Origin of the sequence: Dyella choica (assembly GCF_003977665.1) — a bacterium.
In the GTDB taxonomy this organism is placed as follows: Bacteria; Pseudomonadota; Gammaproteobacteria; order Xanthomonadales; family Rhodanobacteraceae; genus Dyella_B; species Dyella_B choica.
On the sequence record NZ_RYYV01000013.1, the window covers coordinates 64,658 to 86,659 of the forward strand.

The 22,002-nt window shown below is 64.0% G+C and carries 21 protein-coding genes; 8 read left to right on the forward strand and 13 right to left on the reverse strand.

Going from position 1 to position 22,002, the window contains the following annotated elements:
* Positions 1 to 15: 15 nt before the first annotated feature.
* The 5 genes from EKH80_RS16400 to EKH80_RS16420 all read left to right on the forward strand — a co-directional run bounded on the left by EKH80_RS16400 (position 16) and on the right by EKH80_RS16420 (position 6,047).
* Complete coding sequence (locus EKH80_RS16400) at positions 16 to 1,281, forward strand: acetylglutamate kinase (RefSeq protein WP_230473758.1); 1,266 nt, start codon at positions 16 to 18, stop codon at positions 1,279 to 1,281.
* Between the two features lie 5 nt (positions 1,282 to 1,286).
* Positions 1,287 to 2,240: an N-acetyl-gamma-glutamyl-phosphate reductase gene (gene argC / locus EKH80_RS16405; RefSeq protein ID WP_126685863.1), complete on the forward strand. Its 954-nt coding sequence runs from the start codon at positions 1,287 to 1,289 to the stop codon at positions 2,238 to 2,240.
* Positions 2,241 to 2,334: 94 nt separating this feature from the next.
* Positions 2,335 to 3,630, forward strand: a complete 1,296-nt coding sequence (argH, locus tag EKH80_RS16410; RefSeq protein ID WP_126685864.1) for an argininosuccinate lyase — start codon at positions 2,335 to 2,337, stop codon at positions 3,628 to 3,630.
* A 15-nt stretch (positions 3,631 to 3,645) separates the two neighbouring features.
* Positions 3,646 to 4,788, forward strand: a complete 1,143-nt coding sequence (proB, locus tag EKH80_RS16415) for a glutamate 5-kinase (protein WP_425481157.1) — start codon at positions 3,646 to 3,648, stop codon at positions 4,786 to 4,788.
* Positions 4,785 to 6,047: a glutamate-5-semialdehyde dehydrogenase gene (locus EKH80_RS16420; protein ID WP_126685866.1), complete on the forward strand. Its 1,263-nt coding sequence runs from the start codon at positions 4,785 to 4,787 to the stop codon at positions 6,045 to 6,047. The genes proB and EKH80_RS16420 overlap by 4 nt, the downstream gene beginning before the upstream one ends.
* 145 nt (positions 6,048 to 6,192) lie before the next feature.
* Here the strand turns inward: EKH80_RS16420 and kynU are convergent, their stop codons facing one another.
* From kynU to EKH80_RS16485, 13 genes are all read right to left on the reverse strand, one after another.
* Positions 6,193 to 7,473: a kynureninase gene (gene kynU, locus EKH80_RS16425; RefSeq protein ID WP_126685926.1), complete on the reverse strand. Its 1,281-nt coding sequence runs from the start codon at positions 7,471 to 7,473 to the stop codon at positions 6,193 to 6,195.
* Between the two features lie 19 nt (positions 7,474 to 7,492).
* Positions 7,493 to 8,014, reverse strand: a complete 522-nt coding sequence (locus EKH80_RS16430; protein ID WP_126685867.1) for a hypothetical protein — start codon at positions 8,012 to 8,014, stop codon at positions 7,493 to 7,495.
* The gene (locus tag EKH80_RS16435) at positions 8,011 to 9,045 is read right to left on the reverse strand and encodes an amidohydrolase family protein (RefSeq protein ID WP_126685868.1); all 1,035 of its coding nucleotides are present in this window, start codon (positions 9,043 to 9,045) and stop codon (positions 8,011 to 8,013) included. Before EKH80_RS16435 ends, EKH80_RS16430 begins: the two co-directional genes overlap by 4 nt.
* Before the next feature lie 55 nt (positions 9,046 to 9,100).
* Positions 9,101 to 11,206 carry an FUSC family protein gene (locus tag EKH80_RS16440; protein WP_126685927.1) on the reverse strand — a complete coding sequence of 702 codons (2,106 nt, stop codon included), beginning with the start codon at positions 11,204 to 11,206 and terminating at the stop codon, positions 9,101 to 9,103.
* A gap of 142 nt (positions 11,207 to 11,348) precedes the next feature.
* Positions 11,349 to 11,927, reverse strand: coding sequence for an elongation factor P-like protein EfpL (efpL, locus tag EKH80_RS16445; protein ID WP_126685869.1), 579 nt, complete (start codon positions 11,925 to 11,927; stop codon positions 11,349 to 11,351).
* A gap of 51 nt (positions 11,928 to 11,978) precedes the next feature.
* Positions 11,979 to 12,740 (reverse strand): SDR family oxidoreductase, encoded by a 762-nt coding sequence (locus EKH80_RS16450; protein ID WP_126685870.1) that lies wholly within the window; start codon positions 12,738 to 12,740, stop codon positions 11,979 to 11,981.
* Positions 12,741 to 12,889: 149 nt separating this feature from the next.
* Positions 12,890 to 13,462, reverse strand: coding sequence for a GNAT family N-acetyltransferase (locus tag EKH80_RS16455; RefSeq protein WP_126685871.1), 573 nt, complete (start codon positions 13,460 to 13,462; stop codon positions 12,890 to 12,892).
* On the reverse strand, positions 13,459 to 14,052 hold the full coding sequence (locus EKH80_RS16460) for a YdeI/OmpD-associated family protein (RefSeq protein WP_126685872.1): 594 nt from the start codon (positions 14,050 to 14,052) through the stop codon (positions 13,459 to 13,461). The genes EKH80_RS16455 and EKH80_RS16460 overlap by 4 nt, the downstream gene beginning before the upstream one ends.
* Positions 14,053 to 14,063: 11 nt before the next feature.
* Entirely contained in the window at positions 14,064 to 14,549 is a 486-nt protein-coding gene (locus EKH80_RS16465) for a GNAT family N-acetyltransferase (RefSeq protein ID WP_126685873.1), read from the reverse strand.
* A gap of 57 nt (positions 14,550 to 14,606) precedes the next feature.
* Positions 14,607 to 15,509, reverse strand: a complete 903-nt coding sequence (locus tag EKH80_RS16470) for a hydroxymethylglutaryl-CoA lyase (protein WP_126685874.1) — start codon at positions 15,507 to 15,509, stop codon at positions 14,607 to 14,609.
* A 28-nt stretch (positions 15,510 to 15,537) separates the two neighbouring features.
* Positions 15,538 to 17,535 (reverse strand): acetyl/propionyl/methylcrotonyl-CoA carboxylase subunit alpha, encoded by a 1,998-nt coding sequence (locus EKH80_RS16475; RefSeq protein WP_126685875.1) that lies wholly within the window; start codon positions 17,533 to 17,535, stop codon positions 15,538 to 15,540.
* Between the two features lie 484 nt (positions 17,536 to 18,019).
* On the reverse strand, positions 18,020 to 18,535 hold the full coding sequence (locus tag EKH80_RS16480) for a cupin domain-containing protein (RefSeq protein WP_126685876.1): 516 nt from the start codon (positions 18,533 to 18,535) through the stop codon (positions 18,020 to 18,022).
* A 72-nt stretch (positions 18,536 to 18,607) separates the two neighbouring features.
* Complete coding sequence (locus tag EKH80_RS16485; RefSeq protein ID WP_126685877.1) at positions 18,608 to 19,396, reverse strand: enoyl-CoA hydratase-related protein; 789 nt, start codon at positions 19,394 to 19,396, stop codon at positions 18,608 to 18,610.
* Between the two features lie 127 nt (positions 19,397 to 19,523).
* On the opposite strand from EKH80_RS16485, the gene EKH80_RS16490 reads away from it, so the two are divergent.
* From EKH80_RS16490 to EKH80_RS16500, 3 genes are read left to right on the forward strand one after another with little or no spacing between them, the layout of a single operon-like run.
* The gene (locus EKH80_RS16490) at positions 19,524 to 19,763 is read left to right on the forward strand and encodes a FeoA family protein (protein ID WP_126685928.1); all 240 of its coding nucleotides are present in this window, start codon (positions 19,524 to 19,526) and stop codon (positions 19,761 to 19,763) included.
* Complete coding sequence (gene feoB, locus EKH80_RS16495) at positions 19,760 to 21,601, forward strand: ferrous iron transporter B (RefSeq protein WP_126685878.1); 1,842 nt, start codon at positions 19,760 to 19,762, stop codon at positions 21,599 to 21,601. Before EKH80_RS16490 ends, feoB begins: the two co-directional genes overlap by 4 nt.
* Positions 21,598 to 21,900 carry a DUF6587 family protein gene (locus tag EKH80_RS16500; protein ID WP_126685879.1) on the forward strand — a complete coding sequence of 101 codons (303 nt, stop codon included), beginning with the start codon at positions 21,598 to 21,600 and terminating at the stop codon, positions 21,898 to 21,900. The genes feoB and EKH80_RS16500 overlap by 4 nt, the downstream gene beginning before the upstream one ends.
* The last annotated feature ends 102 nt before the right edge of the window (positions 21,901 to 22,002 follow it).

The following is a 22,002-nucleotide window of genomic DNA, read 5'->3' on the forward strand; positions in this document are numbered from 1 at the left end:
CGCCTGCTCTCGGCCATGGGCAGCGCCAAGGAAATCCAGCAATACCTCAAGCGCTTTTCGCAGCTCGACGCCAAACGCTTCGCGGTGGTGAAAGTGGGCGGCGCGGTGTTGCGCGACGAGCTCAACGACCTGACCTCCTCGCTGACGTTCCTGCAGCAGGTGGGCCTTACACCGATCGTGCTGCACGGTGCAGGACCGCAGCTGGACGCGGAGCTGGAAGCCGCTGGCATACGTAAGCAAACCGTGAATGGTCTGCGCGTTACCTCGCCCAAGGCATTGGGCATCGTGCGCCGCGTGTTCCAGCAGCAGAACCTGCGGCTGGTGGAAGCGCTGCAGGCGATGGACACGCGCGCTACGTCGGTGCCTTCGGGCGTCTTCATGTCCAGCTTCCTGGACCGGGACGTCTACGGCATGGTGGGCAAGGTCGACAGCATCAATCTTGCGCCGATCGAAGCGAGCCTGCGCGCGGGCTCCATTCCGGTCATCGCCAGTCTCGGCGAAACCGACGAAGGCCAGTTCCTCAACATCAATGCCGATTTTGCCGCCAACGAACTGGTGCGCGTGCTGCAGCCGTACAAGATCATTTTCCTTACCGGCACGGGCGGCCTGCTCGACGAGCAGGGGCAGATCATCGATTCGATCAACCTGAGCACCGAGCACGAGCACCTGATGCAACAGCCGTGGATCAGCGGGGGCATGCGCGTGAAGATCGAGCAGATTGCCGATCTGCTTGAGAGCCTGCCGCTGACCTCGTCGGTATCGATCACGCGTCCGTCGGAACTGGCGAAGGAGCTGTTCACGCACAAGGGTTCGGGTACGCTGGTGCGTCGCGGCGAGAAGGTGTTCCGCTTCGAAAGCTGGGATGGCGTCGACCAGGCGCGCCTGCGTGCACTGATCGAATCCAGCTTCGGCCGTAAAGTGGTCGACGATTATTTCGAACGCACCAGGCCCTACCGCGTCTACGTCAGCGAAAACTATCGCGCCGCGATGATCCTGACCCTTGAGGATGGCCTGGTCTACCTCGACAAGTTTGCCGTGCTGGACGATGCGCAGGGCGAAGGCCTGGGCCGCGCTGTGTGGCTGGTGATGCGCGAGGAGAATCCCAGCCTGTTCTGGCGTTCGCGCCACGGCAACAGCATCAATCATTTCTACTACGCCGAGTCGGATGGCTGTTACAAGCAGGCACGCTGGAAGGTGTTCTGGTATGGCCTGGACGGCTTCGACATCATCGCGCGTTGCGTGGAACACTGCGCCGTGCGCCAACCCACCTTGATCGATTGACGAGTATGGCTATTTCCAGGAAAAGCATCGGCATCGTCGGCGCCCGTGGTCATACCGGCGCCGAACTGATCCGGCTGGTGGCGAGGCATCCTGCGCTAGAGCTCGCCTATGTTTCGTCGCGCGAGCTCGATGGCCAGCGCGTCGAAGAACACGTAGAAGGCTATCGTGGCGATTTGCGCTACAGCTCGCCTGCGCACGAGGAACTTCCAGCGCAGGGCGCCGATATCGTGGTGCTAGCGTTGCCCAACGGCAAGGCGTCCGTTTGCGTACAGGCCTTCGATGCCGCCGGCAAGGACCCAGTGATCGTGGATCTGTCGGCGGACTATCGCTTCGACGATCGCTGGTATTACGGCTTGCCTGAACTCACCCGCCACAAGTGGCGCGGCGAAAAGCGCATCAGCAATCCCGGTTGCTATGCGACCGCCATCCAGCTTGCGATCGCCCCGCTCAAGGATTTGCTGGCCGCGCCGCCGGTGTGCTTCGGCGTATCCGGGTATTCCGGCGCCGGCACCACGCCCTCCGACAAGAACGACCCGGAACAGCTGCGCGACAACCTGATGCCCTACTCGCTCACCGGCCATATGCACGAGAAGGAGGCCAGCCGGCACCTGGGGCTTCCGGTGGAATTCATGCCGCACGTGGCGGCGTATTTCCGTGGCTTGACCGTTACCACCAATCTCTACCTGTCGCGCGCGGTGAAGCGCGAGGATGTGCTGGCGCGCTTCCAGCAAGCCTATGCCGGCGAAAAGCTGGTGTGCGTGCTCGACGAGGCGCCCTGGGTCAGCCGGATCGCCGGCCGGCATCACGCCGAGATCGGTGGCTTTGCGCTGTCCGCCGATGGCAAGCGCGTAGTGGTGGTTTCCACTCTGGACAACCTGTTGAAGGGTGCCGCGACCCAGGCCATGCAGAACATCAATCGCGCCATCGGCGTGGACGAGTACGCATCGATTCCGCTCTGAGGGCGGGATCTGTTTTCACCCATGGGGATGCATGTTCATTCCTGGACGTCCTTCCCGCGAAGGCGGGAAGGACGGCAAAAAGAGACCGCACACTATGACCGACCTTCTTTGGCAAAAAGCCGGCGTCCAGACCAACGCGAAGATCATGCAGTTCCTCGCCGGCAACGACGTGCTGCTGGACCGCGAAATCTTTCTGCACGACATCACCGCCAGCAAGGCGCACGTGGAAGGCCTGGCCAGGATCGGAGTGATCAGCGCCCAGGAAATGGCGGACCTCAAACGCGAATTGGACGCGCTGGCGGAGGATTTCCGGGCCGGGCGTTTCGTGCTGGACGAGCGCTACGAAGACGGCCATTCGGCCATCGAGGCGCGGCTCACCGAGCGCTTGGGCGATGCCGGCCGGCGCGTGCATACTGGCCGCAGCCGCAACGACCAGATCTTGGTCGCTACGCGCCTGTGGCTGAAGGAAAAGCTTGCGCTGCTGGAAGTGCACTGCCGCGCCATCGCCGATGTATGCCTGCAGCGCGCCGCGCAGCCGGCCTTGCCGCTGCCTGGCTATACCCATTTGCAGCGCGCAGTGGTGTCGTCCACGGCGATGTGGTTTGCCGGCTTTGCCGAAGGCTTCATCGACAATGCCTGGCGCGCGCGGCAAACCTCTGCGTGGATCGATGCCAATCCCCTCGGCACCGCCGCAGGCTACGGCGTCAATCTGCCCCTGGACCGTACACATACCACGCAGGCGCTCGGCTTCGGCCGGATGCAGGTTTCGCCGATCTACGTGCAACTGTCCCGCGGCAAGTTCGAAATGGCCGTGATGGAAGCTTTGGGCAGCGCCATGCTGGATGCGCGCCGCCTGGCCTGGGACTTGTCGCTGTTCACTACCGCGGAATTCAACTTCGTATCGCTGCCCGCGCAATACACCACCGGCAGCTCGATCATGCCCAACAAGCGCAATCCGGACGTGGTGGAGCTGCTACGCGCTTCCTACGCCACGGTTGCTGCGGCGCGTTGCGAGATCGAGCAACTGCTGTCGCTGCCGTCAGGCTATCAGCGTGATCTGCAGTTTTCCAAGGGATCGCTGTTCCATGGCGTGACCCACGGCCTTAGTGCGCTGGAACTGTTGCCGGACCTGCTTGCACGCATGCAATGGAACGAATCGGCCATGCGCGCTGCCATCGAGCCTGCGATGTACGCCACTGACGTGGCGATCGAGCAGGCCGCTGCGGGTGTGCCGTTTCGCGAGGCCTATCGCGCAGCAGCGCAAGCGGCCCAGGAAGCAGGGCAGGGGCGTACGCCGGAATCCAGCCTTTCAGCACGTAGCTCGCCTGGAGCGGGCCACGATCTGCAGCTGGATGCCTTGCGGCAGCGCCTGGAAAGCCTTTCGGCCTAGTGCATCGACATGAGCATGGTCAGCCTGCCCGAGCACACTTTGCCGACCTGGCGCCGCGCCGTGTTGAAGGTTGGCAGCAATCTGCTCGCTGCCGACGGCGGCGGGCTGACCCCGCGTTATGCGCAGAGGCTGGCTGGGTTTATCGATGCAAGCCAGCGTGCCGGGCGGGAAGTGGTGCTGGTTTCTTCTGGCGCCGTTGCCGCCGGCCGTGCGTTGCTGCGTACACGCGCTGTGCCTGGGCCGGAGCTCGCCGCGAAGCAGGCGCTTGCCGCGCTGGGCCAGGCGCCGATGATCGCTTTGTGGCAAAGCCTGTCCGAACGTCCGGTCGCCCAGGTGTTGTTGACGCACGATGATCTGCGCAATCGCCGCCGCTATCTAAATGCGCGCGCCACGCTGCGTGAGCTGCTGATGCTGGGTGTATTGCCGGTCGTCAATGAAAACGACACGGTGGCCGTGGACGAACTGAAGCTCGGCGACAACGACAACCTTGCCGCCATCGTCGCCGCCCTGGTCGATGCCGATCTGCTGCTTATCGCCTCGGACGTGGATGCGCTGTACAACGCCGATCCCCGGAATAACCCTGCGGCGGAACCCATCGGCCACGTGCCGCAATTGACCCCGCGGATCATCGCCATGGCCGGCGGCAGCGGTACCGGCGTGGGTACCGGCGGCATGCGCACCAAGCTGCAGGCGGCAGAGAAAGCCGCCGCGGCCGGTATTCCTACCGCGCTTTTCAGTGGTCGCGAGACCGCCACGGTAACAGCGCTGGAACAGGATCGTCTGCGTGGCACCCTGATCGACGTCGCCGGCAATCGCATGCAGGCACGCAAGTACTGGTTGCGGCATGCTCCGGCGGGCAACGGCAGCGTCAGCATTGATGCTGGCGCGGTGCGTGCCTTGACCGGCGGCCGCGCATCGCTGCTGCCCGGCGGTATTCTTGACGTGGCGGGCGAGTTCCATCGCGGCGATCTGGTGGAGATCGTCGATGCCAATGATCGCCCCGTCGCACGAGGACTGTGCCAGTACGGCGCAGCCGAGGTACGCCGCGTGGCCGGCCGCCACAGTCGTGACATCGCCACCTTGCTCGGCTATAGCTACGGCGAGGAGGTCGTGCATCGCGACGATCTGGCCATCATCGCAGGAGAATCGGCAGCATGAGCGAGATTCGTACCCTGGCCCTGGGTTGCAAGGATGCCGCGCAAGCCATGTTTGCACTCGACAGCGAAAGCAAATGCCGGCTGCTGCACGACATGGCGGCCGCGCTTGATGCGCAACGCGACGCGATCCTTGCTGCCAACGCGCGCGATCTGCAGCAAGCCACCGCCAAAGGCATCCAGGGCGCCATGCTGGACCGGCTGCGCCTGGACGAGGCGCGCATCACCGGCATCGCCGAAGCCGTGCGTGAAATCGCCGCCTTGCCTGATCCCGTCGGCTTGGTCACCCGGCGCGACACGCGCCCGAACGGGCTGGAAATCGAGCGTGTGCGCATCCCGCTCGGCGTGATCGCGATGATCTACGAAGCGCGCCCCAACGTCACCGCCGATGCGGCGGCCTTGTGCCTGATGGCCGGCAATGCCGTGATCCTTCGAGGCGGTTCCGAAGCCCTGCATTCCAACCTGGCGATTGCATCGGCCTTGCGTGCAGCATTGGAAAAGCATGATATTCCGGCGGCAGCGGTCACCTTGGTCGAAGACCTGCGCCGCGAAACGATGATCGAACTGCTGCAGCTCAGCGACATCGTGGACCTGGCGATTCCGCGCGGCGGCGAAGGCTTGATCCGCTTCGTCGCCGAGCATGCACGCGTGCCGGTGATCAAGCACTACAAGGGTGTTTGCCATCTCTACGTCGATGCTTCGGCCGACGAAGCGCTGGCGCTGAACCTGCTGGTCGACGGCAAGACGTCCCGTCCCGGCGTGTGCAACGCGTTGGAAACCTTGCTGGTCCATCGCGATATCGCCGCGTCCTTCCTGCCGAAGGTTGCGCAGGCGTTGCAGGAACGTGGCGTTGAGCTGCGCGGCTGCGATCGTTCGCGCGCACGGGTGGAAGGTCTGCGACCGGCCACCGATGAGGACTACGCCGCCGAATTTCTTGACCTCATCCTCGCCATCCGCGTGGTCGACGATCTCGGCATGGCCATCGGTCATATCCAGCGCTTCGGTTCCGACCACACCGAAGTCATTGCGACACGCAACGACGAATCCGCACGTCGTTTTGTACAGGCGATACGCTCGGCGGTAGTGATGGTGAACGCCTCATCGCGGTTCTCCGATGGCGGGGAACTGGGCTTGGGCGCGGAGATCGGCATTTCCACCACGCGCCTGCATGCCTATGGACCGATGGGCGCGGAGGCACTGACGGTCGAGCGCTTTGTCGTGCGTGGTGAGGGCCAGGTGCGTCATTCGCAGAGTCGGCTGTAGCCATACATAGGCTGGGATGCAAATCCCAGCATGGCGATCTGCACGAAAAGCTGGGATTTCATCCCAGCCTACGCACCGACAGTCATCCCCGCGAAAGCGGGAATCACTGTATTGAAAGTTGTTCCGGTAGCGCAACAATGGATCGTTACGCTTGCACCCTCCAGCGCCGCACCGCCTGCGCAAACGCCAGGCAATCCGCAAACCGGTTGTACAGTGGCACCGGCGAAATGCGGATCACGTCCGGCTCGCGCCAGTCGCCGATGATGCCGTGCTCGATCAGGTATTCGAACAGCGCCCGGCCTTCTGTGCGGCCACCCAATACGCGGATCGACAGCTGCGAACCGTGGCGCGCAGGATCCTTGGGTGTAACGACTTCCAGGACGTCTGGCAGCTGTGTTTCCACCAACCACCGCAGATAGCCAGTGAGCTCAAGCGATTTCTCGCGCAGGCGCTGCATGCCGGCACGATGGAAGACATCCAGTGATACGCGCAGGGGTGCCAGCGCGAGGATCGGCGGATTGGAAAGCTGCCAGCCATCCGCGCCGGGCGTGGGCACGAATTCCGGTCCCATCTGGAAGCGCGTGGTCTTGTCGTGGCCCCACCAGCCAGCAAAGCGGGGCAAGGTGGTGCGGGCATGGCGTGCGTGCACGAATGCGCCGCCCACCGCGCCAGGGCCGCTATTGAGGTATTTGTAGCTGCACCAGATCGCGAAATCCATGCCGCTGTCGTGCAGTTGCAGGGGCAGGTTGCCCACCGCATGCGCGAGATCGAAGCCTACCTGGCAGCCTTGCTGGTGCCCGAGGGCGGTAATCGCCTTCAAGTCGAACACCTGGCCGGTGCGGTATTGCACACCGGGCAACAGCACCAGGGCGATACGCGGACCATGCTCGGCCAGCGCGCGTTCGATCGCACCCATCGAGAGCGTCCCGTTGGGTTCGTCGCCTTCCAGTTCGATCAGCGAGAGATTGGGGCTGAAACCGTGATAGCGGATCTGCGATTCGACCGCGTAGCGATCGGTGGGAAAGGCGCCGGCTTCGATCAGGATCGCATGTCGATCCGGCGTGGGGCGGTAGAAGCTCACCATCATCAGGTGCAGGTTCACGCCCAACGTATTCATCGCCACGATTTCATCAGGCTGCGCGCCGACGACTTCGGCGAGGTGATCGCGCACGAATTCGTGATAGTCCATCCATGGCAGGCGGCCCTTGAAGTGGCCCTCGACGCCCAGTTCGCCCCAATAATCCAGTTCCGCGTTGACCGCTGCACGGACGGCGCGCGGCTGCAGGCCCAGCGAATTGCCGCAGAAATAATGGCTGTCGCCGTGTTCGTGCGGCGGGATCAGGAATTCATGGCGGAATTCGCGCAGCGGATCAGCGGCGTCGCGGGCCTCGGCCCACTCGATGGTAGCTTCGTAGGAGATGGGCATCATGCACGCTTTGGTTTATTCAGCCATTCAAATTGGCGGCAACGGCCTTGCAGCTCTGGTCGAAGCTGGCGGCCCAGGATTGTCCGGCCTGGCTTGCCGACGGGCGCGCGCAGCGCAACTGGATGGCGTGGCCGTCGCGAAACCAGTAGCGCTCGGTATAGGTGTACGGCGTCCCGCTTTCACGCGCGGTATAGACGAAGGTGTTTTGATCGCCGGCCGGCCGGCTGCCCGGCTGGTAGTCTTTCAAATTCTTCGCCTTCGTCATCGAACTGTTGACGTAGTCGCTGAATGCCTGGGTATCGGTTACCTGCTTCACCGTCACGCTGACGCGTGCGAGCGTGTCGCCGGCGCTGGGAGAGGGGTCGGGTACCTGGAACACGCGCACTTCCGGATCACCGTCGACCTGCATGATGCCGACCCAGTTGGACGGCGTGCTGAAATGCACGTTGCCGGACGCCATAGTGACATCGTCTGCCTTGGCCATCGCGATGCTGCTCAATCCAAGCAAGGCTGTTACTACGATGTAGCGGCTGGATTTCATGCGTGTTCCTCAGGATGCGTATTGGGTACGAAGCGGCGTAGCGGCAACCCCAGCCATTCCAGCGCGGTGCCGTGAAACAGGCGGGCGCGGGCCGGTTCATCCAGCTGCAGCGATTCGATGCCGCTGCCCGGCTCCTGCTCCCCCAACGGAAAAGGATAATCGGTGCCAAGCATCACGCGGTCGACGCCGGTCACATCCAGGAGATACTGCAGCGCACGCGAGTCGTGCACGCATGAATCGAAAAACAGGCGCTTGAGGTATTCGCGCGGATTGCGCGGGTTGTCGGTAGCGACCAGGTCCGGACGCATGCGGAAGCCATGCTCGATACGGCCGATGCTCCATGGGAAGCTGCCGCCGCCGTGGGCCAGCATCACGCGCAGCCTGGGCAGCCGCTCCAGCACGCCGCCGAAGGCCAGGGAGCATCCGGCGCGCGACTGCTCGGCCGGCATCCCCACCAGCCACGGCATCCAGTACTTGGGCATGCTGGCCGCGCCCATCATGTCCCAGGGATGCACCATGATCGCCGCGCCCAGGTCCGCCGCGGCTTCGAAGAACGGGAACAGCTCGGGCGCATCCAGGTTCCATTCGTTGCAATGCGAGCCGATCTGCACGCCGCACAGGCCCAGCTCGTCGATGCAGCGCTCCAGTTCGCGAATGGCCAGTTCCGGTGCCTGCAACGGCACCGTCCCGATACCCGCATAGTGCCTGGGGAAGTCCTGGCAGATGCCGGCCATGTGATCGTTGAGATGGCGGTGCAGCTCCAGGGCCTGGTAACCCGGCGCCCAGTACGAGAACAGCACCGGTACGGTGGAGATCACCTGCACGTTGACGCCGAAGCGGGCGTAATCGTTGATGCGGTATTGCGGATCGAACGAGGAGTCCCATACCTCGCGGAAGAACTTGCCGTCCTTGTAGATGCGATGCCGGCCATCGCTGTGCGTCATCACCGGAAAGGCCTCGTTGCCGTATTTGACGGCGAGGTTGGGCCAGTCACGCGGGAGGATGTGGGCGTGGGTATCGATTTTCAGCATGGCGCCAAGTGTAGCGCCTGGCGGGGCTGTCGACCGTGTGACGCTCGGCAGCTGTTCACGGATGCACGCGGCGCTGGCCTTGTGCCGCCGCCGATTCAAGCGGCCCGCGACCGACCACGTGGGCCAGCGTATCGATGTTGTCGACCAGGCGGTCGCTGATGCGCACCATTTGTTCCGCGCGCGGGCGATCGTCCGCCATGGCGAGCAGGGTGGCCAGGCTGCGCTGTAGCTGGCGCAGTTCCGGTGCCGGCGCAGGTACCTGGTTGTTGCGCAGCGCAACGGCCAGGACGTGAAGCTGGGACGCAGAGCGTTCCACGAAGTGGGTCACCTCTACCTGTTCCGGCAGGCCGTCGCAGTTGTGCAGCAAGGCTTCCAGCGTCATCGCCGTACGTGCCAGGCGGTTGCCGTTGAGGAACAGCGCATTGGCCAGTTCCAGCAGGTTCAGCGGCGTGGCCGGTTCGGCCTGCATGCGCTCGATCGAGGCCTGCGCATTGGTGCGCACCGTGCGGGCGGTAGTGCGGGTTTCACGGTAGGCATGGCGTTGTTCCGGCCGCGCCAGTGCATGCAGGTAATCCGCATAGGCATCCAGCATGTCCGACAAAGCGGCGCGCGCGCGCCCGCGTTCCCAGGTGGGCCAGATCACGTAGGCAAGCAGGGCCACGCCGCTGCCGAGCACGGTGTTGAGTACACGTTCCGTCACGGCGATGCCCGGATTCACACCTTCAAACGACAGCAGGATCACCACCGCGCCCGTCAGCGCTGCAACGGCAATCCCGTAATGCGCAGTCGCCAGGTAACGGAACCCCATGCAGAGCATGGCCATCAGGGCGAGATGGGCCCAGGGATCGTGCGGGGTGACGTACAGCAAGGCCGTGGTCAGCACCAGGCCGAGGATGGTGCCCGCCACGCGCAGCAGGCCGAAATTGAAGGTGGCTGCGAAATCCGGGCGCAGCACGATCGCAGCCGTCATCGGCAGCCAGTAGCCATGCGGCGACTGCCACACCCGCGAGACCAGCAACGCGATGCTCAGACACACTGCGCAACGCATGGCATGCCGGAACGCTACCGAGTGTGTGGTGAGGTTTGCGCGCAGCGTAGCGAGTGCAGAGGTGCCACGCAGTGCGCTCGGCAGGCGCGTTTCCGCTGCGGCCGCGCGCTGTTCGCCGCTTGCTCCGGCCCAGTTCGCATTGCGCACCGCGGCGGCAAGCTGGCCCGAAAGGGCGTGGATATGAGCGGCGACGCTGTCGCTGCGGGTGTGGTTATCCAACAGCGCTCGCTCGCTCGCTTGCAGTGTTTGCAAGGCGCGTGCGGCTTGCTCCGGCGAATCGCCGCTTTCCAGGGCCGCGGCGAGCGCAGTCAGTACGCGCGCGGCATCGGCGCGGAACATCGCGATGATGCTCGCTGCGCCATGCAGTTCCGCCATGGCGACAAGCTCCAGGCGCATGCGCTCGGCCAGCTCCAGCAGCACGGCGAAGGCTTCCATCGCGCGGCCGTGGGCACGATGGCGGCCTAGCAACGTCTGTTGCAGCATGGTCATCGCTTCGGTCAGCGCGGGCACTTCTTCTTCGTTTTGCCGGTTTTCCTTGGCCAGGTTTGCAAGGCCGCGGTAGACGGTGGTCAGCGCATTGCGCTCCGGGCCGTAGCGTTGCAATGGCCACGCGGCAACCGAGAACAAAGTCAGCAGCAAGCCGCCGGCGAGAATCAGCCCGGCGCCGATCAGGGCGTTTGCGAGCGTGGTTGGCGAAGCTGCCGTGATCACCAGCAGGATCATGCTGGTCATGCCCACGCGCGCGATGTCCACGCCGAACACCACCAGCAGGCCGCCGAAGAAGCCGCATGCCGTCGTCGCAGCGAGAATCCACGGCAGATTGCCGCCAACCAGAAAACCGCACAGGGAGGCGAGCCCCGCCGCCAGCGAAGCCAGCAGCAACTGCCTGAGGCGCTGCCGGTAAGGACCGGGCTGATCGGAAAACATCGTATCGAGGGCGCCGGCGCCGATCGCCAGACCTGCTTCCTCGTGACCGGTGAGCATGCCCGCCGCCAGCGGCAAGACCACGGCGGCGGTATTGCGGATCACCACCCACGCCGGCACGTCCGGACGCTTGGTCGCAATCAGGCTTTGCAACACGCTGGCGCGTAGCGAATAAGCTCGGGTGGACATGGCGGGAAACACGGCCGGAATGCGCTGATTCTGCCTTAGCGCCATCGCCCTGTCGCGTGGCGACCGTACGAAAAAAACGGCGCCGTGACAGGCGCCGTTCCGTAGGGGTTCAACGCTACCGCTGTCCGCGCGGCCGATTCGTTTAGAACGTCTTTTCAGTGCCACGCCCGGCAAATTCGCCGGTGAGGGTGTTCACCCAGACCTTTTCGTCGTTGGTGATGTATTCCGGCACCTGGATCTCGATGCCGGTGTTGAGCTTGGCCGGCTTGGTGCGCTTGGTGGCGCTGGCGCCCTTCAGCTCAGGTGCGGTGTCGACCACGACCAGCAGTACGCTGGTCGGCACTTGTAGGCCCACTGGTGCGTCGTCGATGACCTGCACGTAATAGCCTTCCACGCTTTCCACGATGTAACCGGCGTTGTCGCCGATCAGTTCCGGGCCGAGCGTGTACTGCGTGTAATCCTCGTTGTCCATGAACACATAGGCGTCACCGTCCATGTACGAGAAATTGGCGGCGCGCCGTACCAGGTCCATTTCCTTCAGATCGTCGTCGGCGCGCAGGCTGAGATCGAACTTGCGGCCGCCGGGAATCGAATACAGCGTGAAGCGGAACGTGACGTTGCCGCCACGCGCGGTGGGCGAACTGCGTTCGATATCGCGCACCTGGTAAACGGTGCCGTCGTGTTCGACCACATTGCCTTTTTTGACGTCGGAAGCTTTCATGAGTAGAGCCGATGGTTAGGAAGGAAGGGCCAATGGCGGGAACGCTGGAGGTTACTTCGGCTGCAGCCGCACCGCGCCATCCAGGCGGATCGTTTCGCCGTTGATGTAGCGATTGCCCAGGATGAAAGCCACGGTGGCGGCGAATTCTTCCGGCTTGCCCAGGCGCGAAGGGAAGGGGATGGAGGCCGACAGTGACTCCTGCACCTGCGGCGGCATACCGTCCACCATCGGCGTCCAGAAGATGCCCGGCGCGATCGTCGCCACGCGGATGCCGAAGCGGGACAGCTCACGCGCCATCGGCAGCGTCATGCCCACCACGCCGCCCTTGGAGGCCGAGTAGGCGGCCTGGCCGATCTGGCCTTCGTAGGCGGCTACGCTGGCGGTGTTGATGATCACGCCGCGCTCGCCGTCTTCGCCGGCTTCGTTGTGCTGCATCAGTGCGGCAGCGGCCTTGGCGACGTTGAAGCTGCCCACCAGGTTCACCATCACGGTGCTGGCGAAGGTGCCCAGCGCCATCGGCCCTTCCTTGCCCAGCACGCGGCCGGCGCCCAGGATGCCGGCGCAGTTCACCAGCACGTTCAGGCCGCCCAGGGCCTCCCTGGCCGCACTGACGTTGGCGGCGACGCCTTCTTCGGAAGTTACGTCGGTGCGGAAGAAATGCCCGTTCAGCGCCTTGGCCGCGGCCTGGCCCTTTTCCTCGTTGACATCGAACAGGGCGACGCGGCCGCCGTTCGCGGCCAAATGCTGGGCCACGGCATGGCCGAGGCCGGAAGCGCCGCCGGTAATGATGGCTTTGACTTGGTTGAGCTGCATGGGTGAATCCCGTCAAGCGAAAAGCGCAATGGTAGCGCACCGGCTCGCTGGCCTGCGGCAGCGCCCTGGCAGCCATGTAGGCTGGGATGAAATCCCAGCTGGCGCAAACCCTCGGGAAAGCTGGGATTTCATCCCAGCCGACGCTCGTTTCAGGCGTGGCGAAGGAAGATCTTGTGCAGCGCTGGCGATTCGCACAATGTCGGGAAAGCAGCTACAGGCTGCGGCGGAGTGGTAGCCGGCTGCAGCTCCTTCTGCCATACCCCTACGTCCCACCATTGGCCGAGCTTGTAGCCCGCTTGGTGCCAGACACCGGCAGACGCGAAGCCCATCGCCTCGTGCAACGCCACACTCACGTCGCCCGGTAGCGTGATGACTCCCACCGCCTGGTTCATGCCCTGCAAGCGCATCACATCCAGCAGCGCGGCGTAAAGCTTGCGCGCAATGCCACGGCGGCGTGCGTTCTCATGCACGTAGATCGAGGTTTCGGCTATCCAGTCGTAGGCTGCGCGTTCGCGAAAGCGCGTTGCATACGCATAAGCCAGTACCTCGCCGCTGTCTTCCCACACCAGCCACGGGTAATGCTGCAGGCGAGTCAGGATGCGCTGGCGCATCGCTTCCGCCCCCGGCAGTTCGGTTTCGAAGGTGATGGCGGTATCGATGACGGTGGGTGCGTAAATCGAATGAATGGCCTCGGCGTCGGCCGCGCGGGCAATACGGATCATCGCTGATATTTCCAGTTGCGTTGCTTGCCTTGCGCCAGCCATTCCAGCGTGGTGGCGATGCGTTTTTGGCGCGTGGCGTCGGTCTTGGCTTGCGTTACCCATTCGACGTATTCGCGCTGTGCGCTTGGGCTGAACGCTTCGTACGTCTTGTGTGCGGCGGAGTGTTTCTTCCACAGGGCGGCGAAATCCGCCGGCAGCCTGGGCGATGGCTTGGGTGCTGGAGTGGCGCGTTTCCTCGTCGCTGCGGCCTCCCTCAGCGCGACCGCTTTGCGAACGTAAGCGACCAAGGCCCGCTTGCTCGGCAATTCCTTGATCGAGGTGAGCTTGCCGAACTGGCCCATGCCGTCCTTGTCCGTTTCGCCGACCACGTCCTTGCCATGCCAGAATTGAAAACTGCAATGCTGCTTGAACGCTGCGATGGAGCAGAGCAGCTTGCCCTGGTACAGGAAGTGCGGGCAGCCCCACTTGATGCTTTCCTCCACCTCGGGGCAGGCGCTGTGCACGATGGTGCGCAGGTGTTCGAGCACTGGCTGGGCGAAGCCGGGCGATTTCGCGATGTAGGCGTCTACGCGTGGATCGTGGCTGGCCATGACCGGGTTCGCTACAGGTCCCGAATGTAGAAACGATCGCAGCCGAAATGACCGGTGCCGCCCAGGGGTTCGCACAGCTGCGTGAAGCCGTGTTTTCGATACAGCGATTGCGCGGCATCCATCCCGGTCAGTGTTTCGATGTAGCAGCGCCTGAAGCCGAAACCGCGTGCCGCATCCAGGCAGTGTTGCAGCATGGCCGGGCCGGCACCGATGCCACGTGCTTCGGGCAGGAAGTACATCTTGCGCAGTTCGCACACATCCGCCTCGCCCCCCTCGAGCGGAGCGACGCCACCGCCGCCGACTACGATGCCGTCGCGTTCCACCACGAAATACGCGCCGCTGGGACGCGCATAGGCGGTGTGCATATCGTTGACTTCGGGGTCGTGGATGGCGAAGCCGGGACCGTCAGCGCCGAATTCGGGCATGACGGCACGAATAATGTCGGCAACGGCGGCGCTGTCGCGCGGCTCGATGGGGCGAATGAGGAAGGCGGGCATGAGTGGCAAGTTACCAGCTCTACGCCCGGAAGGGGATCGGCCGTAGCTTGGGGCTTGTTACGTGTCCGCCGTGGTCCGCGCCTTCGTCACCCGGCTTGCCGTGGGCTTGTTCAGCTGGGTCGAAAGCCACGCGCCGGTCGCCACCAGCATGTCCAGGTTGATGCCGGTCTGCATACCCATGCCATGCAGCATGTACACCACGTCTTCGCTGGCTACATTGCCGGTGGCACCCTTGGCATAAGGGCAGCCGCCGGTGCCCGAGACGGCGCTGTCGACGACGCGCACGCCTTCTTCCAGGCAGGCGAGGATGTTGGCCAGGGCCTGGCCGTAGGTGTCATGGAAATGCACGGCCAGGGCGTGCATGGGAATTTCCTGTGCCACCGCGTGCAGCATGGCGCGCGCCTTGGCGGGCGTGCCGACGCCGATCGTGTCGGCCACGGAAACCTCGTAGCAGCCCATCTCGTACAACTGCTTGGCGACCTTGACCACATCGGCAACGGGCACCTCGCCCTGGTAAGGGCAACCCAAAGCGGTGGATACGTAGCCGCGCACCTTGACGCCTTCTGCCTTGGCTTCCTCCAGCACCGGCCGGAAGCGTTGCAGCGATTCGGCGATCGACGCATTGATGTTGGCGCGGTTGAACGCTTCGGACGCTGCCGTAAACACCGAAACCTCGTTCGCGCCGGCTTCGCGCGCAATTCGATAGCCCTGTTCGTTCGGTACCAGCACCGGATAGCCGACGCCAGGGACCTTGCGGATGCGGTGAAACACTTCCGCCGCATCGGCCAGCTGCGGCACCCAGCGCGGGCTGACGAAGCTGGTGGTTTCAATGGTTTTCAGGCCGGTGGAGGACAAGCGGTCGATCAGCGCTATCTTGATATCCGGCGGCAGCAGCGTCTTCTCGTTCTGCAAGCCATCGCGCGGGCCGACTTCGACGATCCTAACTTCAGAGGTATTCATGCCAGGCTCCAGCAACCAAGGCTTGTGCTCACGAGGCAAAGCGAACAAGTACGGCGTCGGCTTCCACGAACTCGCCTTGCGTTGCACTTACGCTATCAATGGTACCCGCGCGCGGTGCCTTCAAGGCCAGTTCCATTTTCATGGCTTCCATCACCAGCAATTCCTGTCCCTCTTCGACGGTGTCCCCCGCCTTGGCTTTGACCAGCACGATGCGGCCCGGCATGGGCGCGGCGACCTGGTTGCCGCCGCTGCCCTGCTTGGATTCCCAGGCAAATGCTGCCGCCCGTGCAAAGGCATGACGCTGGCCGTTGGAGTCGTGCAAGGTGATGCGTTCGGCGTCGGCGTGGACGCGCAATCGAACGCCTTCATCGCCGAAGCGTGCGCTGAGCACGCCACGATCAAGGCGCGCGCCGTGCACTGCACATTGCGAGGCGCCGTGCTGCAAGCGATAGTCTCCATCGTGGCCGTAGGCTTCGACTTCGTAACGCTGCTCGCGCAGGCTGAGCGCGACAATGCGTTTGCCCGCATGCCCGATACGCCATGCGTCAGCGCGTGACCAGGGCGAATAAGGGTCATTGCCGTGCGCCGATGCAGCGTCCAGCGTGCATTCGTCGTGAAGCAGTGCGGCGGTAGCTGCAGCGAACAGGACATGCTCAGAGGGTGCCGCATCGCCGGTTAGAAATTCATCAAGGTGGCGATCCAGGTAACCGGTATCGATGCGGCCTTCGACCACCACCGGATGGCTCGCTAGCCGCTCGAGAAAGGCGATGTTCGATTTCGGTCCGACGATCTCGCATTCGGCCAGGGCTTCACGCAGGCGTTGCAGCGCTTGCGTTCGATCGGTGTCATGAACGATCAGCTTGGCGATCATCGGGTCGTAAAAAATCGTTACCGTGTCGCCTTCGATCACGCCGCCATCCAGCCGCACCTGGCGTGATGGCGCAGGCAAGCGCAACTGGCGCAACTTGCCCGAACCGGGCAGGAAGTTGTGATCCGGATCCTCGGCGTACAAGCGCACCTCGATGGCATGCCCGCGTGCCTGGATCTGTTCCTGTTGCAACGGCAGCGGTTCGCCGGCGGCAACCCGCAATTGCCATTCGACCAGGTCGAGCCCCAGCGTTTCCTCGGTGACTGGATGCTCCACCTGCAGGCGTGTATTCATCTCCATGAAATAAAACGTACCGTCCTGGCCCACGATGAATTCCACCGTGCCGGCGCCCACGTAATCGACCGCCTTGGCTGCCGCAACAGCAGCTTCGCCCATGGCCTTGCGCCGTTCCGCATCGAGGAACGGGGAAGGGGTTTCTTCCAGCACCTTCTGGTAGCGGCGCTGGGCCGAACACTCACGCTCGTTGAGGTGAATCACCGTGCCGCGCGTGTCGCCGAACACCTGGAATTCGATATGGCGCGGGTGCTCCACGTAGCGTTCCAGGATCACGCGCGTATCGCCGAACGAGCTGGCGGCTTCGCGTTGCGCGGAGGCTAGCGCATCGGCAAATTCCTGTTCCGTGCGCACGATGCGCATGCCCTTGCCGCCACCGCCGGCCGCCGCCTTGATCATCAGCGGAAAGCCGGTCTTGCGCGCTTGTTCGGCAAGAAAATCCGTGTCCTGGTTGTCGCCGTGATAGCCAGGCACCAGCGGCACTTGGTGCTGTTCCATCAGCGCCTTGGCGGCCGCCTTGGAACCCATCGCGTCGATGCTTGCCGGACGCGGGCCGATGAAGGCGATGCCGGCTTCCGTGCACGCACGCGCGAACCCAGTGTTTTCAGAAAGAAAGCCGTAACCGGGATGAATCGCTTGCGCGCCGGACTTCCTTGCGACGTCCAGGATGACGTCGCCGCGCAGGTACGATTCGGCCGGGCGCGGGCCGCCGATCGGCCAGGCTTCATCCGCCAACCGCACGTGATGTGCGTCGCGGTCCGCCTCCGAGTACACCGCAATGGTATGGATGCCCAGCCGCCGGCAGGTGCGGATCACGCGGCAGGCGATCTCGCCGCGGTTGGCAATCAGTACGCGCTCGAACATGCGGGTTCCTTACCGGGTGGCTTGCCACTGCAAAGCCCATAAAGCTAGCAGAATTACGTGTCGCAGCCGATGCGCGCCGCAGCAATAACCGCCTGTTCGCCTAGGGATGCTCTGATCTATTCCACGTACCCGTCACCGCACTGTATGCGCGTCTGGCGGCGCCCCAGTGGCGAAGGCAGACTGGCTGTCTGTCTAGGCACTGGGGCGCCGCCAGACGCGCATACAGGGCGGCCCCCACATTTAAAATTTGATGACGGGGTGACGTCCAGAAGGCCCGCAGGCCATGCCCCGCGGCTTGAACAGACGGCCAGTCTGCTCTGTGCCGCGCGACCCACCCTGCGGGCCTTCTGGACGTCATGCCGGGTGCGTGGAATAGATCAGAGCATCCCTAGGTAGGCTGGGATGGCAATCCCAGCATCGGGATGCCGCGGGAAAGCTGGGATTGTCATCCCAGCCTACATGCCCTGCAGGATCGCGTGTTGAGCTATTCGCCTTCCCAGTAATCCGCGGTATCACCCTGCCGCATGACGATGCGGATCATTTGCGGCTTGCCTTCCGCATCGGGCCCGAACTCGCCCAGGATGCCGTACTTGTTGGAGTCCGGGTATTCGCAGATCTCCGGCGAAAGTTTGCTGCTCACCGCCAAATAGCGCATTTCGACCGATCCAGTGTTGATGATCTGGTGCGCGCTTTCCGGGCCGCCCGGCGGGCAGGCGATGATGTCGCCCTGGCGGATCGGGTGGCGCTCGGCGCCGATGCGAATCTCGCCTTCGCCCTCCAGGATGAAGAACATTTCCTCATTGACGCGGTGATTGTGCAGCGGAAAAGCGCGCTTGCCTGGAGGCACCGCGGTGATGTTGTAGCCGAGTTTCTGTGCGCCCATTTGCATGGAGATGCGCCCCATGCGGGCCTCGAAGCGTTGCGCGGCGTCGCCGGTGGGGCCGAAGCCGGGCGGGAAAGCTTGCAATTCGATATCGGCGATGTTGACGATCCGTTTCATGGCATGCCTCGTGTCGGGAAAGAAAGGATGGCAGGTAGGCCCAGCCTAGCCTTCGCTGCTATCGGTAGGGCGTCAGCAAGTCCAGCCGGGAGCGCGTTTGTCGAGGAAGGCGCCAAGCCCTTCCTGGCCCTCTTCCGACACGCGCAGCCTTGCGATCAGCGCGGCATTTTCCAGATCGATGCGTTCGGCTGCTGTGGCGGTCAGCCCATGCATGTTGAAGGCGAGCTGTTTCGCTTCACGTTGCGCTGACGGGCCGGCCTTGGCCAGTTGCTTGAGCACCGTGTGTACGCTGTCGTCCAGGTATTCGGCAGCCACTACCTCGTGCAGCAACCCTATGCGTGCCGCCGTTTCCGCGTCGAAGATTTCGCCGGTCAGGAACAGGCGTCGCGCCTGCCGTACGCCGATCGCGGCCATCACATAAGGCGAAATCACCGCGGGAACCAGGCCCAGCCTCACCTCGGTGAGGCCGAACTTCGCGCTGTCAACGCCGATGGCGATGTCGCAGCAAGCGATCAGGCCCACGCCGCCGCCATAAGCCGCGCCATTGACGCGCGCGACCGTGGGCTTGGGCAGAAATTGCAGCGTGCGCATCAGGGCGGCAAGGCGCAGCGAATCTTCGCGGTTTTCCGCCTCGCTGGCCTTGGCCATGCCGCGCATCCAGTTCAGGTCCGCGCCGGCGGAAAAGCTGGCGCCCTCGCCAGTCAGCACCACTACGCGCACGGCCGGGTCGCGGCCGGCCTCCTGCAGGGCTGCGGTCAGTTCGGCGATCAGGCGGTCGTCGAAGGCGTTGTGGACATCCGGCCGGTTGAGGCGAAGTTCGCGGATGCCGGCGTGGTCAGCGGTCTGGATGGCGGAGGTCATGGGGCAAGGGATCCGGGGGAGGGGTTAGAGCATAAGGAAAAGCGGTGCGCAGCAAACCTGCCCCCACTGCACCGAATGCGAAAAGTGGATACAATGCGAACCATTCTTATTTAGAAGCATGACAACCGTGCGCCTGTCCGACTTGCCGAAAGGTGCTAACGCCGTGGTGGAAAGAGTCGAAGATGCCCATGCCGATGACCAGATCGCGCAGCGCCTGCGCGACCTGGGCTTCGTGGCAGGCGAGCAGGTCAAGCTGGTGGCGCGCGGCCCGGTGGGTGCCGACCCGCTGCTGATCCAGATCGGCTCGACCCGCTTTGCCTTGCGTCGCGCCGAAGCGGCGCGGGTTGCGGTGCGGGAGGTTGCATGAGCGCCGGTACCCTGCGCATTGCCCTGGTCGGCAACCCCAACTGCGGCAAGACGGCGCTGTTCAACCAGCTCACCGGCGGGCGCCAGAAAGTGGCCAACTACGCCGGGGTCACCGTGGAGCGCAAGGAAGGGCGGTTCACTGCGCCGTCCGGCCGCGTGCTGCAGGTCCTGGATCTGCCCGGCACCTACAGTTTCGATGCCGCCAGCCCGGACGAGCAGATCACCCGCGACGTGCTGGAGGGCAACTATCCCGGCGAAGCCGCGCCCGATCTCATCATCTGCGTGGCCGATGCCACCAATCTGCGCCTGCACCTGCGCTTCGTGCTGGAAGTGAAGCGACTTGGCCGTCCAGTGGTGCTGGCCTTGAACATGATGGATGCGGCGCGCCACCGTGGCATCGTGATCGACGTGCCGCAATTGCAGCGGCGCCTGGGCATTCCCGTGGTGGAAACCATTGCCGTAAAGCGTGGCGGTACGCGTGCGCTGGTCGAACGGGTGGATGGCGATCTGCCGGAAGCCCCGCCCGCGTTGCCCGACGATCCGGCCAGTCGCGCCGGCCTGCACGATGAAGTGCGCCAGCTGATGGCCGCCACGGTGACCATGCCGCGCGCCACGGCGGCGATCGACGACATACTCGATCGCTGGGTGCTGCATCCGGTCTTTGGCTTGTTGACGCTTGCGGTGGTGATGTTCCTCGTGTTTCAGGCCGTGTACGCCTCGGGCAAGCCGATGAGCGACCTGATCGGCAATGGCTTCGCCTGGCTGGGCCAACATGCGGCCGTGGTGCTGCCCGCAGGACCGGTCCATGACCTGGTGGTGAGCGGCATCTTCGGCGGTCTGGGCACGGTGCTTGGTTTTCTGCCGGTGATCCTGGTGCTGTTCTTCTTCATCCTTATGCTGGAAGAGTCGGGCTATCTGCCGCGCGCGGCGTTCCTGCTCGATCGCCTGATGGTTTCGGTGGGGCTGACCGGGCGCTCCTTCATTCCCTTGCTGTCGAGCTTTGCCTGCGCCATTCCCGGCATCATGGGCACGCGCAGCATCACCGATCCACGCGATCGCCTGGCCACCATCCTGGTGGCGCCGCTGATGACCTGCTCCGCCCGGCTGCCGGTGTATGCACTGCTGATTGGCGCGTTCATTCCCGCTCGCCGCGTGCTGGGCATCTTCAATCTGCAGGGCGTGGTGCTGTTCGCGCTGTATGTCGCCGGCATTACCGGCGCGATGACGGTGGGCTGGGTGATCAAGCGCATTCGCCGCGACAAGAGCGAACACGCGTTGTTGATGGAGCTGCCTTCGTATCGCTTGCCGAAGGCGCGCGACGTTGCCATCGGCTTGTATGAGCGCGGCAGCATTTTCCTGAAGCGCCTCACCGGCGTAATCCTGGCGCTGACCGTGTTGATGTGGTTCATCTCCACCTTTCCGGCCCCGCCGGCAGGGGCCACGGGGCCGGCCATCAATTACAGCTTGGCCGGCCATCTCGGCCGTTTCCTGCAGCACCTGTTCGCGCCGCTGGGCTTCAACTGGCAGATCAGCCTGTCGCTGATTCCCGCTTTCGCCGCGCGCGAAACGGCCGTGGCCACGCTGGCAACGGTGTATGCGGTCAGTGGCGACGCGCAAGGCGGCGGGCTTGCCCATGCACTCACCAGCAATTTTCCCTTGGCCAGCGCACTGTCGCTGCTGGTGTGGTTTGCCTTCGCGCCGCAGTGCATGTCCACGCTGGCGGTCATTCGCCGTGAAACGCAATCCTGGCGCAATGTGGCGATTTCCTTCAGCTACATGTTCGCCGTGGCCTACGCGGCATCGTTCATCACTTATCAGGTGGCGAGGTTGTTCTCGTGAGCACGGGCTTGCTGGTGCAGTACGTAGTGATTGGCCTGGCGGTGCTTGCCAGTGCGCTGTACGCGTTCCGCAAGCTGGCGCCGCAGCTCACCAGCCGCTGGCTCGCGGCGGCGTCGATCCATTTCAGCCAGCCCGGGCAGGCAGCGTGGCTGCGTTCGCTCGGACGTCGTTTGCAACCGAAGCAAGCTACCGGCAACTGCAGCGACGGCTGCGGTACGTGCGGTGCATGCGGCCCGAAACCGCCGGCCAGTGCACGTGGCGGTGCCATGCCGTTGCAGTTCCGGCCGCCTCAGCGATAAGCAGCCTGCCGGCGCAGGAAACACGTAGGCTGGGATGACAATCCCAGCTTCTACGCGGCATCCCGGCGCTGGGATTACCATCCGAGCCTACGCGGTCATTGA